The 18684-nt window shown below is 57.3% G+C and carries 13 protein-coding genes; 7 read left to right on the top strand and 6 right to left on the bottom strand.

Annotation, left to right across the window (positions count from 1 at the left end; translation table 11 throughout):
* The first annotated feature begins 352 nt into the window (after positions 1-352).
* From QTL96_RS10095 to QTL96_RS10070, 6 genes are all read left to right on the top strand, one after another.
* Entirely contained in the window at positions 353-937 is a 585-nt protein-coding gene (locus QTL96_RS10095) for an invasion associated locus B family protein (protein WP_289727661.1), read from the top strand.
* Between the two features lie 39 nt (positions 938-976).
* A complete protein-coding gene (locus QTL96_RS10090; RefSeq protein ID WP_289727660.1) occupies positions 977-2671 on the top strand; it encodes a ShlB/FhaC/HecB family hemolysin secretion/activation protein in 1695 nt (564 codons plus the stop codon).
* A 19-nt stretch (positions 2672-2690) separates the two neighbouring features.
* Positions 2691-3146, top strand: a complete 456-nt coding sequence (locus QTL96_RS10085) for a hypothetical protein (RefSeq protein ID WP_289727659.1) — start codon at positions 2691-2693, stop codon at positions 3144-3146.
* 71 nt (positions 3147-3217) lie between these two features.
* Entirely contained in the window at positions 3218-11443 is an 8226-nt protein-coding gene (locus tag QTL96_RS10080; RefSeq protein WP_289727884.1) for a hemagglutinin repeat-containing protein, read from the top strand.
* Positions 11444-11451: 8 nt separating this feature from the next.
* The gene (locus tag QTL96_RS10075) at positions 11452-11979 is read left to right on the top strand and encodes a hypothetical protein (RefSeq protein WP_289727658.1); all 528 of its coding nucleotides are present in this window, start codon (positions 11452-11454) and stop codon (positions 11977-11979) included.
* A gap of 625 nt (positions 11980-12604) precedes the next feature.
* Positions 12605-12943 (top strand): hypothetical protein, encoded by a 339-nt coding sequence (locus QTL96_RS10070; protein ID WP_289727657.1) that lies wholly within the window; start codon positions 12605-12607, stop codon positions 12941-12943.
* Positions 12944-13219: 276 nt separating this feature from the next.
* Here the strand turns inward: QTL96_RS10070 and QTL96_RS10065 are convergent, their stop codons facing one another.
* From QTL96_RS10065 to QTL96_RS10050, 4 genes are all read right to left on the bottom strand, one after another.
* Positions 13220-13372 carry a hypothetical protein gene (locus QTL96_RS10065; protein ID WP_289727656.1) on the bottom strand — a complete coding sequence of 51 codons (153 nt, stop codon included), beginning with the start codon at positions 13370-13372 and terminating at the stop codon, positions 13220-13222.
* 154 nt (positions 13373-13526) lie between these two features.
* Entirely contained in the window at positions 13527-13967 is a 441-nt protein-coding gene (locus QTL96_RS10060) for a hypothetical protein (RefSeq protein ID WP_289727655.1), read from the bottom strand.
* A gap of 151 nt (positions 13968-14118) precedes the next feature.
* Positions 14119-14547 (bottom strand): hypothetical protein, encoded by a 429-nt coding sequence (locus QTL96_RS10055; RefSeq protein WP_289727654.1) that lies wholly within the window; start codon positions 14545-14547, stop codon positions 14119-14121.
* A gap of 143 nt (positions 14548-14690) precedes the next feature.
* Positions 14691-15224 (bottom strand): hypothetical protein, encoded by a 534-nt coding sequence (locus tag QTL96_RS10050; protein WP_289727653.1) that lies wholly within the window; start codon positions 15222-15224, stop codon positions 14691-14693.
* Positions 15225-15405: 181 nt separating this feature from the next.
* Between QTL96_RS10050 and QTL96_RS10045 the strand changes: the two genes are divergently transcribed.
* Complete coding sequence (locus tag QTL96_RS10045; RefSeq protein WP_289727652.1) at positions 15406-16776, top strand: IS1182 family transposase; 1371 nt, start codon at positions 15406-15408, stop codon at positions 16774-16776.
* Positions 16777-16909: 133 nt separating this feature from the next.
* Here QTL96_RS10045 and QTL96_RS10040 read toward each other — a convergent pair whose 3' ends face one another.
* Together QTL96_RS10040 and tnpB are read right to left on the bottom strand one after the other, a co-directional pair.
* Complete coding sequence (locus QTL96_RS10040; protein ID WP_289727651.1) at positions 16910-18454, bottom strand: IS66 family transposase; 1545 nt, start codon at positions 18452-18454, stop codon at positions 16910-16912.
* 68 nt (positions 18455-18522) lie between these two features.
* The gene (tnpB, locus tag QTL96_RS31260) at positions 18523-18681 is read right to left on the bottom strand and encodes an IS66 family insertion sequence element accessory protein TnpB (protein WP_354669129.1); all 159 of its coding nucleotides are present in this window, start codon (positions 18679-18681) and stop codon (positions 18523-18525) included.
* Positions 18682-18684: the final 3 nt, after the last annotated feature.

The raw sequence follows: 18684 nt of genomic DNA, 5'->3' as shown, positions 1-18684 counted from the left end.
AGCAGTCACTGGATTTGAACAAGTGAACAATTCTGAGGCACCTTTAGGAGATTGCATCAGCTCTCATCAGAATCCTTTGGCAACGGCTACACAATGCCGGGCTTTATCTGTGCATCACAGATTTGCCACCACTAGGCAAACGCAGGGCGCCTAATCGCTAACATCCAGCGGCTTAGCTAGAATGGATTGTACCAAAATGAACAATCATTCACCATTTTATACAAGCATACGTTGACACTTTGGGCGAACAGGTGAAAGGAGAAATCCTGATCGCCATTCTCAAAAGTTGTATTAGCCAATGCTTCGCCGTCGCTGTTCGTTCCCCGGAACTTCTCGCATCTCTTCAGGGCTCGTGACGGCCTTCATCTATCTGAGCATCTCTGGAATCGGTGTTCCTCCGGCCACGGCGACCGATATTCAGCAGATCACAGCGTCGTCGGGAAGTGCCATCGATGCTACGCCGAAGACAGGCTCTGCTCAGAAGTTCGACGACTGGTACGTCCGCTGCCTTCCGCCCACTGACGGACCACGCACCTGCGAGATCGCTCAGGTTGCGCAAGTCATGCGCGAGGGAAAGTCCGTTAACGTGCTGACAATCGCGGTCGCACCAACAGTGAAATCTGCCCCGAAAGATGACAACAAGAATTCCCAGCCGCTGACTTTGACGGCACTCGTCCCGCTGAACGTCGGCCTCCAGGCTGGTCTCTCAATTTCAGCGGAAGGCAAATCGGTCGCGAAGCTCGCTTATCGCAATTGCAATCAAGCTGGATGCTGGGCCGAGCTGCCGTTGAGGCCAGCGATGCTTTCAACATGGTCGAAAGGTTCGAGCGGGGAAGCATCACTTCGGCTCGTCGATGGGCAGGACATCAAAATCCGCTTTTCGCTCAAGGGTTTCAAGGCGGCGGTTGCCGCTCTGCAAGACCAGCAGTCGAAGTAGCGCCAGATGCCGAGGCTCATCCCAATTTTATCCACCTTGATGCCTTTGCTAGTTGTCGGTCTATTCGGCGCGGCAAAGGCACAGGCGCAGTCGCCGGCGGACGACTTCTCGCGGAGGCAGGATCAGAATGCCCAAGCACAACGTCTCGATCGCCTGAAGCAGGCAACCCCGAGTGCGAATGGTGCCTCCACCGAGCCTTCGGTGATCGCACCGAAGGCCACCGGACCCTGTTTTCCGATCTCGCGCGTCGTCATCGAGGGGGCGACCAAGCTTTCCGTCGGAGAGACTGATCGTCTGACCGCCCCCTATCAGGGCCGCTGTATTGGCGTTGCGGACATCAGTGGGCTGCTCAAGGCGCTGACCAACACCTATCTCGACAAGGGCTTCATCACCTCGCGCGCCTACGTGCCGCCGCAAGACATCGCCGGCACGCGGGTTTTGAAGTTGACGGTCGTCGAAGGGACGATTTCCGACATCTACCTGAACGGAAAACCGAACGAGCGAGACGGCACGCTCGCCACGGCGTTCCCCGGCATGAAGGGGAGGGTCGCAAACATCCGCGACGTCGAGCAGGGGCTCGACCAGATCAATCGCTTGTCATCGAACGATGCGAAGACCTCCATGCTCCCCGGAGCAAAACAGGGCACTTCCATCCTCAACGTCGAAAACAAGCCGGGCAAACCCTGGCATTTGACCGCTGCCAATAACAACCTTGGCCAGGAGAGCACCGGCTACTCGCAGAGCAACGTCTCACTCGGCTTCGATGACGTCTTCGGCCTTAACGACCAGCTCGGATTTTCTTATGGTCACTCCGGCCCCGACTATCCTTGGGGCGGGGACGGTGTCGGCCGCAGCAACAGCTATTCAGGCAATGCCAGCATCCCCTACGGTTACTGGACGTTCTCGGCAAACGGTTCCTGGTATGAATACGACAGTTCCATTCCGGGCAATTTCGGATCGATCGAGACTTCAGGCAATTCGGGGGAAGTCGGTCTCGGCATCGATCGCGTTATCGACCGCGACAAGGCTTCGATCACGACGATCAGAGGTGGTCTCACCTACAAGCAAACGGACAATTTCCTGCTCGGCAACCGCATCGAGGTGGGCAGCCGCAGGTATAGCGTCGGAACGATTGGGATTTCTCATTCACGGCAGATGCTCGGTGGCGTCTTTGCCTTTGATCTCGCTCTCGATCAGGGGCTAGACCTCTTCGACGCCGTAAAACTGGGGGAACCAGGCGCCGGTACCGCCGATCCGCGCTTCTCGAAGTTCAGCCTGACTGTAAGCGGCACACGTCCACTCGAGATGTCCGGTCAGCGTTTCGAACTTACGACCCTCCTCAGCGGTCAGTACTCGCCCGATAATCTTTTCGGCGCGGAGCAGATTGGGCTTGGCGGCTACAGCAATGTCCGCGGGATCAGGCAAAGCGTCATTTTTGGCAACAATGGTCTGTTCAGCCACAATGAATTTGCCTGGCGCATGACGCCGTTTGCAAGCACTTGGGCCGCGCCGATCCTTGGCGAAGTCAGGCCCTATGTCGGTCTCGATTTCGGCCGTGTGTTCAGCCAGCGCCGGTTCGATATCGAGAGCGGACACCTCGCCAGTTGGACGGCCGGCGTCAAGCTCGTCGGCGGATCGCTGAGCGCTGACTTCGGATACTCGAAAACCTTTGCAAGCAGCGTCGATGAAGGACGCGACAATCTCATATTTGCCAGCGCGACGGTGCGCTGGTAGCCATTTTCTGGAGACAACCATGCAGTTTACGAATTTTCACTTGCGCGGTTCGCGCTCGGCGGTCGCCGCCTTGCTCGCCAGTGCCGTGCTCCTGCCGAGTTGCGGTGGCCGAGAAGCCCATCCGATCGCCTCGACCAATCCCAGTGACAGCGTCTTCAACTGCGCAGGTATCAAGCGGGAGTTCGACGCCAATGAGCGACAGGTCCTGGCCACCGTCAAGGAGCGCTCGCAGGCGCAAGGCAAGAATGTCGCCCTTGGCGCGACGGGCGTCCTGCTCTTCTGGCCGGCACTCTTTTTCATGGACCCAAAATCTCCCGAGAAGGTCGAGATCGACGCTTTGCGCAATCGCAACCAGGTTCTGGCCGACATCGCCCGATCGAAGAAATGCCCGGCCCCGAAGTCGACTTTGACGGAAGTCTACAAGCGCCTCGACGGTAAAACGTCGTCGCCAAGCTCCGGCAAAGCCAAGAACTGATCAGACAGCCCCACCAGTGCCGATCCAAAAACGAGTATAGCGTAGAAGGTGAGCCAGCGATGACCCGAGCAATGAAGCCGCGCTTGAGCGATGTGGACAGCCGCAAGACGTCATCGGCAATTTTCGGGAAATTTGCCCGCAAGCTCCTCGCCAGTGGCCTGAGTTTTTTAGTGGCGTTTCAGCCTGTGTTGCTACGGGCCCAAGAAGTCGCGCCGGATGCTGGAGCGGCCGCGATCAACCGACCTGGCATTGGCGCTGCTCCAAATGGCGTGCCGCTGATCGACATTGTCACGCCGAACAGCCAGGGCTTGTCTCACAATAAGTACGATAGCTTCAATGTCGGCACGCCGGGCCTGATCCTCAACAACTTCAACGGCGAAGTGGGGACGTCGAAGCTTGGCGGCATCACCCCCGGCAACGCAAATCTGAAGACGTCCGGCCCGGCGTCGATCATTTTGAACGAAGTGACGAGCGGGAAACGTTCGGCACTCAACGGTCCTGCAGAGGTGTTCGGCGGCCGGGCGGACGTAATCATCGCCAATCCGAACGGCATCACCTGCGACGGCTGCGGCTTCATCAACACGCCGCACGCCACGTTGACGACGGGTGTTCCTGATATTGGGCTAGATGGTCGGCTGGAAGGTTTCACCGTCAGGGGTGGGGATGTCACCTTCGGCGCGAAGGGCGCCAACCTTGCCTCGGGCGAGGGCGCGGTGGATCTCTTCGACATCGTGTCGCGAAGCGTGAAGGTCGATGGTCCGGTCTATGGCAAGGATGTGCGACTGACGGCAGGCGCTTCCAAGTTCAACTATGCGACCGGCGAAGCGACGGAACTCGACGGGGTCTCGGGAACGCCGGAATACGCGATCGACGGTTCTGCTCTCGGCGCCATGCAGGCTGGCCGTATCAAGATGGTCGTGACCGAGAAAGGCGCCGGTGTTCGCATGCGTGGCGACCTGGCGGCCAACGCCGGTGAACTGTCGTTATCGGCCGACGGCAAGATTTCGGTTGGGAACGCTTCGGCATCCCAAGGCTTGACGGTCAAATCCGGATCGAGCGTGCAGGCGGGCAAGCTGACCTCCAAGGCGCGGGTCAGTATCCAGGCGAAGCGCGGGATCACGCTTGAGACGGTGGCGGCCGATGGTGACGTCGCACTTGCGGGAGGGGATGGACTGCTCTCGGTGGTGGGCGACGTTTCATCGCTTGGCGCGATCAAGATATCGTCCGCAGGTGTTTCCGCTGGAAATCTCGATGGGGGAGATTTGATCGACATCGTGAGTTCGTTGGGCGGGGTCGCGGTCGGTGACACCAGGAGCCGGGGAGCACTCACGATTTCGGCGGTCAGTGGAGCGATCGCTGCCAATTCGCTACTGAGCTACGACAACGTCAGCCTCACGGCCGGCAGCGATCTGACTGTCGCGAACAACGTCACGGCGGGCGGAAACATCACCGCAAGCGCTTCAGCCATCGCATCGCACGCCATGTTGTCAGGCGTCGATTTCGCTGCGACCGCCCAGTCGCCCTCCAGCGGCGTGGTGCTCGGCAGCGCCGGGGCCACGACACTAACCGCAACGCAGGGATCGATCGCGGCGACAGACCTTCTCAGCGCCGGCAATCTGACGGCAAGCGCCGTCCGGGATCTGACTTACGAGACCTTGCAAAGCAATGGCGATGCGACGCTCTCCACAGCCGCCGGCTCCATCAGCCTCGACAAGACGACAAGGGCGATCGGCAACATCTCCCTGACAGCGACCTCCGTCGATCTGAGCAATGGCCGCAGCGGCGTTGCAACATCGGGCACTCTGACCGTCAATGCCAACACCGCCGACTTTTCCAATAGCACGCTGACCCTTGGCGGCCTCGATGCGAAGCTGACGGGTGTCGCGGATCTTACCGGCGCAAAGATAAGCGCGCTGACGACATCCGGCGGCTCTGGCGACATCACGATCGAAGCGTTGAGCGCGACGACGTCGAGTTCGACGGCGCTGCTGGCCGAGCATAATCTGAACCTCACGCTGTCTGACTTCATCAACGCCGGCCAGGTTGCTGCGAAGGGCGATCTTGATGTCACCGTCACCGGCAATCTCATCAATGGCGCGACGGGGCTAATCTATGCGGGCGGCGATGCCAACTTTCTGGTCGCGGGCAGCCTCATCAACAATCAGGGCGCCATTGTCTCCGCAAACGATTTGGCTATCGCAGGCGCATCTGCCTCCCAGCGCAACCGCTCCCTCACCAACACCTCAGGCGAGATCCGCGCTGGTGGTGATTTGTCTATTCTGACCGAGAGCCTGACGAACGAGCGCCTCACCACACCGACGTGGACGAATGTTCTCGTCTCATCGGGTGTCGCCGCCGGCTTTAATCTTAATCCCGGTGTGGCAGGACTTCCGTTCGCCTACATGGAGTCACAGGACCAAAATTCGTTCCAACTCTACCCCGGAATGAACCCGCCGCAATTTTCCGACTACCAACCGCTGCTCTGGTCGGTCGCGACGCTTGGCGACGGCACCAGCTACCATGCCTGGACATGGATCAGCGGAAACGGGCCCACTCTTGTCGGCCCGATCTTCGACTGGATCCGGGCTCGTGTTCCCAAGGACGCAAACGGCAACCCTATACTCGATCCGAACAACCCATCGCGGTATTTCATCGTCGACCAGGTGGTCAGCGGGGGGAAGCCAGACTACAGCACGACATACTCCTGGGACTACGGCGCCAATCTTAGCCAAGCGATCTACGAGGACCGATTTACGCCCGGCGTTAGCCCTGAGGCGTCGATCCGTGCCGGTGGGAACCTTGTCGTCGACGCCACCAACGCGACCAACGCATATAGCGTGATCGAGGCCGACGGTAATGCCACGTTCAAGGGTGGCTCGCTGACCAACACCGGCATGTCCCTCAGCCGCACCACCACAACGACCTGTATCGCACAAGGTGCATGCCAGGCATATGACGCCAACGGCAACCGCAACCCATCGAAGGATATTGCCAACGGCACCACCATCGTCAGCAAGGTGGAATCGATCGGTGGCGCGTCGGCGATCATCCGGGCCGGTGGTGCGCTCGACCTCTCAGGCGTCGACAATGTCAACAACAGCACCGCCGGCGTATCGATCGCCGGCGCGACTGCCGTGTCGCCGCCAACTGGATTGATCGACCCGACGGCTGTCCTCTCATCGATGACGGCGTCCGCGGCGTTGTTTTCTGTGACGGGAGCAACAGGAGCCGCTTTGATCGCGGCGTTGGCGCAGGCTCCGGTCGATCCGAAGTCAGGCGGCGTCGGTGGCAGTGTGCCCGGTCAGTCCTTCCTTTATGAAACGCGCGCCGCCTACCTCGACCTTGGCACTTTCTATGGTTCGGGTTATTTCGCGACCAAGATTGGTTACGAGCCAGACCGCCAGATCCCCTTCCTCGGCGACGCTTACTTCGAGAACCAGTTCATCGACCAGCAACTGCGACAGCTTGCTGGGCAGGGTCTCGGATCTCATTCCTTCCTGCCCGGCAGCGATGCGGTCGAGCAAGTAAAGCAACTCCTCGACCAAGGTGTTGCGTTTGCCAACAGCCACCAGCTCGCAATGGGGCAAGTCTTGTCGCCCGAGCAGGTTGCAGCGCTCACAGAGCCACTTGTCTGGTACGAGAAGAAGGTCGTCAACGGCATCGAGGTACTCGTGCCGGTCGTTTATATTCCAACGACGGAATTGGCCAAGCTCACTACTTCCGGCGCGCTGATTGCGGCTGACAGCGTCACCATCGACGGCAACGCGGTCAGCAATTCCGGCGCGATGGTGGCCAAGAACGATCTGTCTGTTTCTGGTGCATCGATCGCAGCCAACGGCGGCAGCTTCGTCGCTGGCGGTAACGTCACGCTCGCCTCATCCGGATCTCTGACACTAAGCGCCCAATCAGTCGATCTTGGCGGACAAACTATGGTCGTTCCCGCGGCCTCGGTGCAGGCGGGTGGCGATGCAAGTCTGTCGGCTGGTTCGGATCTGACCTTGAAAGGCGCCGGCGTTGCGGCCGGCGCCAATGCGACGCTCTCCGCCAACAACATCATGCTTGACGTCGCCAAGGCGACGAACGGCGGTCAGGAAAACGCAACCGGTAGCGCGATCACCGGTCGCGACATCACGATTGCAGCCAACGACAACGTCAATGTCATTGGCAGCTCTGCCAAGGCAGATAAGGCGCTCTCCGTCACTGCAGCCAACGGCTCCGTCAATGTAGTTTCGACCGGTCTAGCCCGTGAGACGAGCGACGGCTACACCACGACGAGATCGACTGATCAGCAGCAATCCCAGCTTTCTGCGGGAACCGACGCGACGATAAAGGCCGGCGACGATATTCTGATCGCGGGCTCTTCCCTTAAAGCTGACGGAAATGCCAAGATTGAAGCAGGCGATGACGTCAACATCGTCGCTTCCCAAGACCGATCCGACAGCACGTTTGGCAAGAACACGGCATCGGCAACGACCCATACCGGATCGGAAATTCGGACCGGCGGATCGGCGTCAGTAGCAGCGGGTGCAGACACAGGCGATCATGATCTCAACATCATTGGCAGCAGCATCCAGGCTGATGGCAAAGTCGATCTGAAAGCCTCCAGCGATATCACTATCGCAGCAGTCACTGACACCTCCGAGACCGACGCGTCATGGAAGTCAGGCCGCACAAAGCTCCAGGGGCATTTCGGAAGCGAAACGACAGTCGGGTCTTCGATCTCGGGCGGGGATGGTATAGCGACGAATTCAGGTGGTGACACTTTGGTCTCGGCGTCGAAGCTGCAGGCCGGCGATGACAACCACAGTGCCGACCTGAGCATGGCGACCGGTGGCGATCTTCTGATCGCATCCGGCCATGATACAGCGACAACCGACGTTGATAGCCAGAAGAAGGGCTTTCTCTCCAAGAAAACGTCCCATCAAGAAAGCTATGATGAGACCACCGTCGCCTCGGAACTCTCCGCATCGGGCAACATCAAGCTAAACGCAGGCGGCAATGCTGCCATCGTCGGTTCGAAGGTAACCGCCGATCAGGCGATCAGCCTTGAGGCCGATAGCGTCGCCGTGATCGGCGCATTGGAACAGCACCAGTTCGAAAGCAGCAGCAAGAAGTCCGGCTTGTTTGCCGGTTCCGGCTCTGGTTTCATCTCGCTGTGGGGCAAGGCGCAGAAAGATGCTGCCCAAGCGTCCGAATTCAACGTCGCTTCCGTACTGTCGGCAGGCACGGACGTCACGCTCAAAGCGCGAGAGACCGACGTCGATATCATCGGCTCGGGCGTCAATGCAGGCCAGGACATCGCGATTGACGCCGCCCGTGACGTCAACATCACACCAGGCGCGGAGAGCAGTTCCGCGTCCGAGCAGGAGAAGCGCTCCGGCTTCGGGATTTCCTACAGCGCCGGCAACGGCGGAGCGTCGATCGGCATTGGGTTTGGCAAATCGGTCGACAAGACCACACAGTCGGCTGAGACCAATGCCACCTCCACGTTGTCGGCCGGGCGCGATATCACCATCTCGGCGGGCCGTGACGTCAATCTCCAGGCTGCGAATGTCGAGGCGGAGCGCGATGTCGCCGTTCTAGCCGATCGAGACGTCAATCTGCTTTCGGCGCAGGACAGATCCAACTACGAGCACCTCCATGAGGAGTTTTTCGCAGGAGTGGCGCTTAGCGTGTCCTCGGGTCTTGTTTCCTCTGCAAGCAGCGTAGTGGAGGCAGCGTCGAAGATAGGCGGTAGTAACGGCAGCCAATCCGTCGCCTTTGCAGCGATTGCTGGCATCAATGCATATTCGGCACTCGCCGACCTCGCCACGGTAGCGAGACAGGGCACCCCGCAATCACTGATCTCCACTTCACTCACTGCGGGCTTCCAGCAATCTAAGAGCAGCGACACTTCGTTAAGCTCCAGCCCGGTTCCGACCCTCATCCGCGGGGGCAATTCGGTCAGTATCGAAGCGACATCTGGCGATCTCACCAGCAATGGTGCGCAGATCATTGCGGGATACAACTCCATCGGTGACGAGAACGGCAAGGCTGGCGACATCACTCTGTCAGCGGGGCACGACGTCGTGCTCAAAAGTGCCGAAACGATGAATGCCAACACAAGCAAGAACAGCTCGGTTGGTCTGCAAGTTGGCCTCGACCTATCAGGCGCCAGCTTCAACTACGCTACCGGCAAGGCGAACGGCTCGTCCGTCAGTCAGATCAACAGTCATGTGAACGGGACCGGTGATGTTTACATTCAGTCCGGCAACGATACGAAGCTCCAGGGAGCTGTCGTCTCAGGCGATAGCGTAGTCGCCGATATCGGTCATGATCTCATTGTTGAGAGCCAACTCGATATCGCCGCACAGAGCGCCAAGCAACTATCAGGAGGTGGAGGATTTGGCTCGGGCGGCTTCGGCCTCTCAGGCACTTATCAGAAAGCCAATGGTGAAGCCGCGGTTGTTTCCGAGCAGTCGGGAATCCATGCAGGTTCCAGCGGCTTCGACATCACCGTCGGCAACAACACAACCTTGATCGGCGGGGTTATCAGCAGCCAAGCGCCCGCGAGCGATAATTGGCTACAGACCGGTACGCTCGAGTGGCAGGACATCGACACATTTTCGAAGTGGCAGGCCGATACCTATGGCGGCGGGCTGTCGCTACTCGGTCCATCACTCGCTCCGCATCTCGATGAGGGGGAGAGCGCGACCGGCAAGGCTCTTGCTGCAATCTCTCCCGCTCAGATTGTCATCACCGACACGGCGAACCAGAGTCAGAACGTTGGTGACCTGCGCCGTAATACCGCAAACACCAATACGTCTCTTCCCGGACTTCCGGATCTCCAGAATATCCTGCGAGAGCAACTTAAAACTCAGCAACTCTATCAGGACGCTTCTGCAAAGGCCGCAAAGGCAATCGGCGACATCTCGCTCAAACTCGAGCAAGGGGCAAAGACGCCCGAAGAACGTGCCTATTGGGCGGAGGGTGGAGTTGGGCGTGCCGCTCTACACGCACTCGCCGGCGGATTGCTCGGTGGCGTCACTGACGTAAACGGCATCATCAAGGGTGCTCTTGGTGGTGCGTCGTCTGCCCTACTGGGGCCCTCCGTTAGGCAACTCGTGGCGGAGATCGTCGATAGCGCAAACATCTCCGACCCAGCCCTGCGGACCTTCCTGATCAATTCGATATCAAGTGGAATCGTCGAGGGCATCGGCGCCGGCATTGGCGGAAGCGAAGGTGCTGCCTATGCGGGGAACGCCTTCCAGTACAACTACCTTACACACAAGGAGTTGGAGGACGCCAATCGCGAGCGAGCCGAGCTGCTCGACGAGATCGCCAAGTGCAAGGCTACCACGAACACTTCGTGCAACCCTGCGCAGCTTGTTTCGCTGGAAGCAGATCTCAGCGCCAGCACGGCATATTATCAGCAGCTATCGGATGCCAACAATGCTGCTCTAGCAACTGCATGTGCCGCATCCTTTTCGAGCGACGCCTGCGTGCGTGGACGCAGAGATCTGCAGAACGCCGTTGATGAGGAGAATGCGCTTCAAGCCCATGTTCTCGGCACGAGTACGGTGAATACTGCCGACGCGTTGCTGTTGGGCGTTCTCAATGACGTTGCGACCAACCGCATTTCATCCAACCAAATTGCGTCGTCCTACCAGCAAGCATTGGCAACGGATCAGAAAATAACTGCAGGCGTCGCGGGATTGGCACTTCTGACCGCAGTCGGTGTCGTGGTCGGTCCAGAAATCTACGCATATTGTTCAGCAAACACAGCAAGTTGCGCAAACTTGGTCACGGAGGCTCTCGACTGTGTTGCGACGGTTGCGTGCACAGCCACTGCGGGTGGCGTGCTATCCGCTGGTGCTGCTACAAAAATTGCTGTGGAGCTGGAGCAGGTTGCGAAAGCATCCACTGCTGCAGAGCAAGTTGCACTTAAGGTCCCAGGAAGGGTACAGTCCAGAATCAATCTGTCCGAGCTGCGTACAGTAACAACGCCACCCAGGGCGAACGGAAACCCTGTATCTTCGGGCCTCACACATGTCGTCGACAGTCACTTCAATCGTGAGCTCACCAGCTCTCGGTCAGTGTTCTCGATTACGTTGGATGAGTTGAAAACCATTCTGCAGAGCCCGCGGGTTGTCGCTTCGCCCGTTACAGCGTTACCAGGCGGCCAATTCGTTCGGACAGTGGATGTGGGAAAGATTGTTGGAGCCACCAACTTGACAGAAGGTGGTTTGCCTACTTCCGTCATAAAGGTTTTCACGGATCGTGCTGGAAATCTGATAACGAGCTATCCTGTAAAATGAGACGTACAATGCGAAAACTTCCGAAAAGCATTTGGATCGATTTCCAGAGATCAGTTTCAGGTCTCAATGATAAATCATCTCCTCGAGAAGTCCTTGAGACTGTTCTCAACTGGTTGAGAAATAACGAGGAAATGTTGTCTGACGGCCCATTCGCTGCTTATGGATTTGGCCGATTCATAGCGATGGACGAGCACAAATTGCCAGTCCAACACTCGTCGATGATCCCAAGCGACATACCCCATTTCCGCGATATCATCCTGAGATACAACGAATATGATTTGGAGCCCATCGCACGTTTTCTAAGTGATACTATCGAGGAGATCGTCGTGCTTCAGGTCGCCAGACCCTGTCAGAACTGTGGATTTAACAGTATGAAGGTTTATACATCAAGTTTTACGGGCTTGCTGGCGTTCGAGTGCAGCGTATGTGGCTATGCTGAATACTCAAACGGTGTTAAAATACAATCCGATCGGTTGGATTTTGCCGATACGTTAACCTTGGAGGCCGCCGGACTCCTGTCGGCGTCAAACGCTTAGAAAGCCAATCGATAGAAGACTGGCATATCAATACATAATTTTAAGATGACAATAATCAACCAGGAGATGCGTTCGAGAAAAGCACCGCGAGAGGTAAGGCTTATTTGCAGTTCATGCAAAAGAATGAACTTATGGGCTCGGCGATGCGTGTGCTGCCCGGAACCCATGTCGACGGCAATCCCGATATTGGGTCGCTAGTCAGATCCGACGCTGGCTACCGGATATTCTTTCCACCTGCGGCAGCGCTTAAGGCGAAGATTTTGCGACCGGTTGGTGCGTTTGAGATTCCATCGTACGCGGAAACGCTTCCGATTTTCCGCTCTGGCACCATCGGTCCGGCAACTGGCCGGGTCGAAAACTGGTGGCTATGGGACGGTGAACTCTCGCATGGTCGGCGCAATCACGGACGAGCAGAGAAAGCTGCCGATCAAATCGATATGGAACGATACGCTGCTTGTGGAACGGATCGAACACGGATGGCCCGAGAACGACCGTCGCTGATGGTCGGCACAAAGCGGCGATCGTTGGAAAGATCATGCCGGAACCGCGCCTCGCTAACGCATTAACGGGGAACTCTGTCGGGCGCACCCGCCTGTAGCTAGCCCCCTTCGATAAGGTGCAGACTATGCAGATCAAAACAATCAGTGAGGTTCTTCTTGAGAATGTTGTCATCCACGATGTGGCATTGGCCTCCATTCGTCAGTGCATTTCAGTTCTTGACGCACAAGCAAAAGATTTAATTGAAGAAATTCAAAACTCCGATTTCGAAGCTAGCGGCGCGATCTTCGTCCGCCTTCACGAGATACAAACTGTACTCGCCAAGGTGTCATTCCAACACAACATCTCGCTGGGACCAAGACTGGACGATTTCGTCCGGGAGTTCGACCGGCTCGATGAGCCATTCATACGCGAGTATTGGCATAGTAAGTTCATCGCGGGCGGCGTTTGGCCGACAAGCGAGTGAACTCAGCACCTCCGTAGACTGAATAGAACGGCTCCCGCAATACAGTTGTCATCGGCATCAAGGCTGGTCGCTCTTTTACCGTTGCCGCGCAATCGGGCGACATGATGCAGCGGTCTAATTGGCACCCATCACGTCGGCCGATTCAAATTTTGTTATCACAATCACATTATTGAAGCGTAAGCGGTGTTTTCCTCCCATATTGACCAAGCGCGGTAGGCGGTTCTGAGAGCTACCGCTGCAACATCGACGGCCCCAATGCGCCATTTGCGGACGTTCCTATTTGCACATCCGGTAGATGACCAAAGCAACAAGTGCCATCGCGATGGCAGCCAATGCGCGCTCGACACACCTAAGCCACCGCGACTTGGCGGGGGCACCATCGAAAAAACCGCTTATCACGTAGCCAAGGAAATCCAGCAAATCACCCATGATGTCGCCCTATCACGATCATCGGAGCGTACTCATCATCGCATCCGATGTTCTTCAATCCTGTTACGAAGGCTGCCATGGACTGCTTGCAGTATTCCGCCGCGCGCCTAAAGCTGCCGCGATGAAGTACGCGATCTCCACCACGCGCAAGCGTCTAAATCCTCCGATAGCTATCCGTTAGAAGCCCGAATATGGCGATGAACCTCGGCGCGGCGATTGACAGGAACGGTGGGGCCAAGAAGGCGATCACATTGGCTTTTTCGAGATGCTTCACTGGCGGGTGGATAGTAATGAAAGCCAAGCCCGCCACAAATAGAACTGCAAAAAAGAGGCATGCCGCAGCAATCTTAAACAACCGCGTAAACTCATCCTCGGAACTGGCTTTGGCTAGCTGAGCTTGAAACGCGAGGTCCAAGTCGGGACGGAAATTCCAAATGAATAAGCCGATAGCCAGGGGCATCCCAAGCATCAAGTAGTCAAACGGCGACAGGCTTACCTTGAAAGCGAAGGTTGCGACACGAAGCAAGACGAATGCCCCAATAACTCCAAATGTCGCGAGTTCGCTACGTCTATTGTAGGTCCTTTTGTCGATCATCTACGTTCACAAGTTGCCATGGGTTCTATTTTTGAGAATAACCACTGGGCGATAAAGAGACCCTAATACAACCGGTAAAAATTTATCTTGGAATGTACGCATTGGGCCGACTCCGGCCACGCGCCTCCGCGCCGATTGCGGCCTTGCACTCTTATTCTTCGTACCTGCTCGCGACAGCACGCGTTTTGTCAGCGTTGCTCAAGAGCTCAACAACTCCACCGTGCTTGAAGCTCGGTGGTTGGGCCTGATACCGAATTCCGATGTCGAACTCGTGCCCGAGATTTGGATATTTCGAGTAAGAGGTACCTATTCCAGATGCTTGCTGGTCGAACTTCCAACCAACCAGAAGCCGGTCAAATTCCTTCGGTTCAATCGCGAAGGCGCAGGAGATGATGACATCGGTAATGGTATCCGATGAGCAATCCACATCGCGAACAGACGAAGGAAGCGACGGGCTATTCAGGATAAATGCGAGTCGTCTAGGGTTCTTGAGACCATCAAGGCTGTTCATCACCTTGGCGAAGCCCCATAGCACCGCAGACCCCGCTAGAATTAGCACCAGCGCTCGCGCGAACTTCACTGTTTCACCTCACGACTAACCGGGAAGTTCCTATTATCAGCAACCGGTGGCTGAATAGTAAGGAAGATTAGTACAATTTTCTAAGTCCGCTCTGGGCCGATATCGTTGAAAAACTCGCGCCAATGGCTACCGTGGTCAGATTGCTATTCGTCAATCCGCACGCGGCCGCCTTCGATCACGATATGACGCCCCTGCAACTCGACAAAGCGCCAATCCTCTTCAAGCGAGCCGTCTGGGAAAATCTGGAGGCGGTAATCGCCTGATAGGAGCAAGTCAGCCCCACCAAGGTTGTCTGCATAGGCCGCGATAACGACGAGTTGCTCTGCGGTGTTCACGAAGGACTTGGTTGTCTCGTCGTAGCCTTTCAGAAGTGATGCAATTCTAATGAGTTGCAGGTTTCCCGATCTAGGATCGTCGTCATTTACCTCTGTTCCTTCAGCAGGACCGACGAAGCGATCCGATGTCCCCGTAAATACAGTCTCCTTAGCAACCAGACGCCACGGGCATTGAATATGTAGTGCGTAAGGACCGACAGTTCCTCGGCCTGAAGGATGCGGCTGAATCTCCCCAAAATGGAAAATCTTCATGTCCGCAGCGTTGCGGGCAATACTCAACGGCAAACCCACCAGTACCTGAAGGCAACTTTCTAAGCGGATTTGACTATCGTTATCGGGCATCAAAATGAACTCGGTTAAATCAGAATTTGGTAGGACTTGGGCAGACCATTACACAGGATAAAGTTGAAATCCATCGACCTCACAATGCGGGTCTGCGTTCGGTCGCAAGTTGGAAGATCAGCATTGCTGGACCACCGATGTCGTGATTCAATCGTTGCATTGATTTGCGGAGGATTGAGCGATGATGGGATGCCAGACAGCTCCGGCGCAGCTCTTCTACGACTTCTGCCTTGATGATCACGTTCCCCTCGACCACATGTTGCGTGGGATCGACCGCCATCTCGAACTCGACAGCGTAAGAACGCAGTTGAAGCCTTTCTACAGCAGCACTGGCCGTCCTTCGATTGATCCTGAACTGATGATGCGGATGCTGATCATCGGCTATTCCATGGGTATCCGCTCAGAGCGGCGACTATGTGAAGAGGTTCACCTTAACCTCGCCTATCGCTGGTTCTGCCGCCTCGGACTTGACGGAAAGGTACCCGATCACTCCAGCTTCTCGAAAAACCGCCATGGCCGGTTCCGGCAAAGCGACATCCTGCGACATATGTTTGAGACAGTGGTGGAGCGCTGTCTTGCGCAAGGACTGGTGGGCGCGGAAGGATTTGCCGTGGATGCCAGCTTGATTGCGGCAGATGCCAACAAGCAACGTTCTGTCCCAGGAGCGGAATGGGAAGCCAGAGAAGACGCTGGCCGTTCGGTGCAGGAATATCTTGCTGTTCTCGATGATGCTGCATTCGGCGCTGCCTCGCCGGTCAAGCCAAAGTTCATCTCCCCGTCCGATCCGGCCGCTCAATGGACCGGTGCCCACAAAGGCCATGCTTTCTTCGCCTACGCCACCAATTACCTGATCGATACAGACCACGGCGTCATTCTGGACGTGGAGGCGACACGGGCAATCCGCCAAGCGGAAGTCAGAGCATCCCGCACGATGCTCGACAGAACGGAGAACCGGTTCGGTTTGCGGCCTGATTACCTCGCGGCCGATAGTGCCTATGGTTCTGCCGATAATCTCGCATGGCTAGTCAAGGAGCGAAGGATTGCGCCACATATCCCAGTCTTCGACAAATCGAACAGGACGGACGGCACTTTCTCGCGTTCCGACTTCACATGGGAGGCAGAGCATGACCGCTACATCTGTCCTACGGGCAAGGAGCTGAAGCAGTTCCGTCGAACCTATGCGACACCGCGATCAGGGATCACGGCGGAGGGGACGCGGCTTTACCGTGCCAGCAAGAAGGACTGTGATCGCTGCGAACTGAAGCCTCGCTGCTGTCCCAACATGCCGATGCGCAAGATACCGCGTGATCTCAACGAAGATGCCCGTGATGTCGCCCGAGCAATTGCTGCGACCCCGGAATACGAGCGGTCACGGCATCGCCGAAAGAAAGTCGAGATGCTGTTTGCACACCTCAAACGCATACTGAGGATGGCGCGTTTGAGACTTCGGGGACCATGCGGTGCGCGAGACGAATTCCTGCTTGCGGCAACCGCGCAAAACCTAAGGAGGCTGGCGAAACTCAAGCCACTGCATGGTGTCATTGTCGCTTGAGAGCGGCAATGATCGACAACCTGCGCTGAAGCGCGGGGTTGAATGGCACACCTATTCCGCTCAGAGGTCAGAAGCGAGCGGAATAGCAGCCAATCCAGCGAGTTTTTCAACGATATCGGCCGACAGCAGACCCTTAGGGATGTGTTTGCCCAGAGTAATTCCACGGCATAAGCTCGTGAATCCGGCTCTGCTTGTGGCCATTTACGATGGAGGCGAGCGTGGTGGTCAAATAGGCCAGCGGATCGACCGCATTGAGCTTGCACGTTTCGATGAGCGAGGCGATGGTTGCCCAGTTCTCTGCTCCCGCATCGTGGCCAGCGAAGAGAGAGTTCTTGCGGTTCAGCGCTATCGGCCGAATGGTTCTCTCAACGCTGTTTTTGTCGATCTCGATGCGACCGTCGGTCAGGAAGATACACAGGCCATCCCAGAATTTGGCGATATAGGCGATTGCTTCGCCGAGCGGCGACTTTCCAGCGACGCGGGAACGATGAAGCGTCAGCCATGTCCGCATATCGGCGACCAACGGCGCTGACCGTGCCTGCCTTCCAGCGAGGCGGGCGTCGGCGTCGAGACCACGCAGCTCTGCCTCGATGCGATAGAGTTCGCCGATCCGCTTCACCCCTTCCTCGGCAATCGGCGTCGAGCCGGTGCGGGTGATCTCGACCAGCTTTCGCCGAGCATGCGCCCAGCAATAGGCAAGCCGGATGTCGGACCCGACACGATCTGGCGCGATCAAGCGATTATATCCCGCGTAGCCATCGACCTGAAGGACGCCCGCAAACCCTTGCAATATTCGTTCGGCATGCTGTCCGCCGCGACCTGAAGCGTAGGTGAAGGCTACACCGGGCGGAGCACCTCCAACCCACGGTCGGTCATCACGGGCCAGCGCCCAGAAGTACCCGGTTTTAGTCTTGCGAGAGCCAGGATCGAGGACTGGCGCACGGGTCTCGTCCATGAACAGCTTGGTCGACCGCTTCAGGTCTGCAATCAGAGCGTCGAAGACCGGACGCAGTTCGAATGCCGCCCGGCCGACCCAGTCGGCGAGCGTGGAGCGGTCAAGATCAACGCCCTGGCGGCTCATGATCTGGGCCTGCCGGTAGAGGGGTAAGTGATCGGCGTATTTGGATACCAGCACATGCGCGATGGTTGCCTCTGTCGGCAACCCGGCGTGGATCAATCGAGCCGGTGCTGGAGCCTGGGCAACGCCGTCGGTGCAGGCACGGCAAGCATATTTGGGACGGCGCGTGACGATCACGCGGAACTGCGCAGGAATGACATCCAGCCGCTCGGACACGTCCTCACCGATGCAATGCAGGCCGCCACCACAGGTGCAGATCAAGCTCTCCGGCTCGATGATCTCTTCGAAGCGAGGAAGGTGGGCGGGAAGAGAGCCACGATTGGCGGAGCGAGATTTGGGGCTCGGTTTGCCCGAGGTGCTATCGGCTTCATCTTCGGCACGGAGGGTCGCTATGGCTGTCTCAAGGTCCTCCAGTGCGAGATCGAATTGCTCGGGATCGACCTTCTCGGATTTGCGGCCGAAGGCTGCCTGCTTGAAAGCCGTGACCAGCTTCTCCAGACGCTCTATCCGGTCATCCTTGCGGACTTCACGCGCTTGCGCCGCGATCAGCATCGCCTTCAAGGCAGCAATATCGTCCGGCAAATCAGCGACGTCCAACATGCAGGAAGCTTATCAAACTCTGCCTCGTCTCGCCGTCCGGATTTGACGCCCGAGTCATCATGTCGCACCTATTCGATTGCGATGGGCGCTCTTGCCTCAACGGAACGGACCCTACGCCAATCGAGTCCCGCAAACAGCGCCTCGAACTGGGCATGCCCTAAGGTCATCAAGCCGTCCCGGATATCGGGCCAAGTGAACGTGTGCTCCTCCAGCCGCTTGTAGGCCATCAC

Source organism: Rhizobium sp. S163 (assembly GCF_030380805.1).
Taxonomy (GTDB): Bacteria; Pseudomonadota; Alphaproteobacteria; order Rhizobiales; family Rhizobiaceae; genus Rhizobium.
This window is presented reverse-complemented; position numbering and strand designations above follow the sequence as displayed.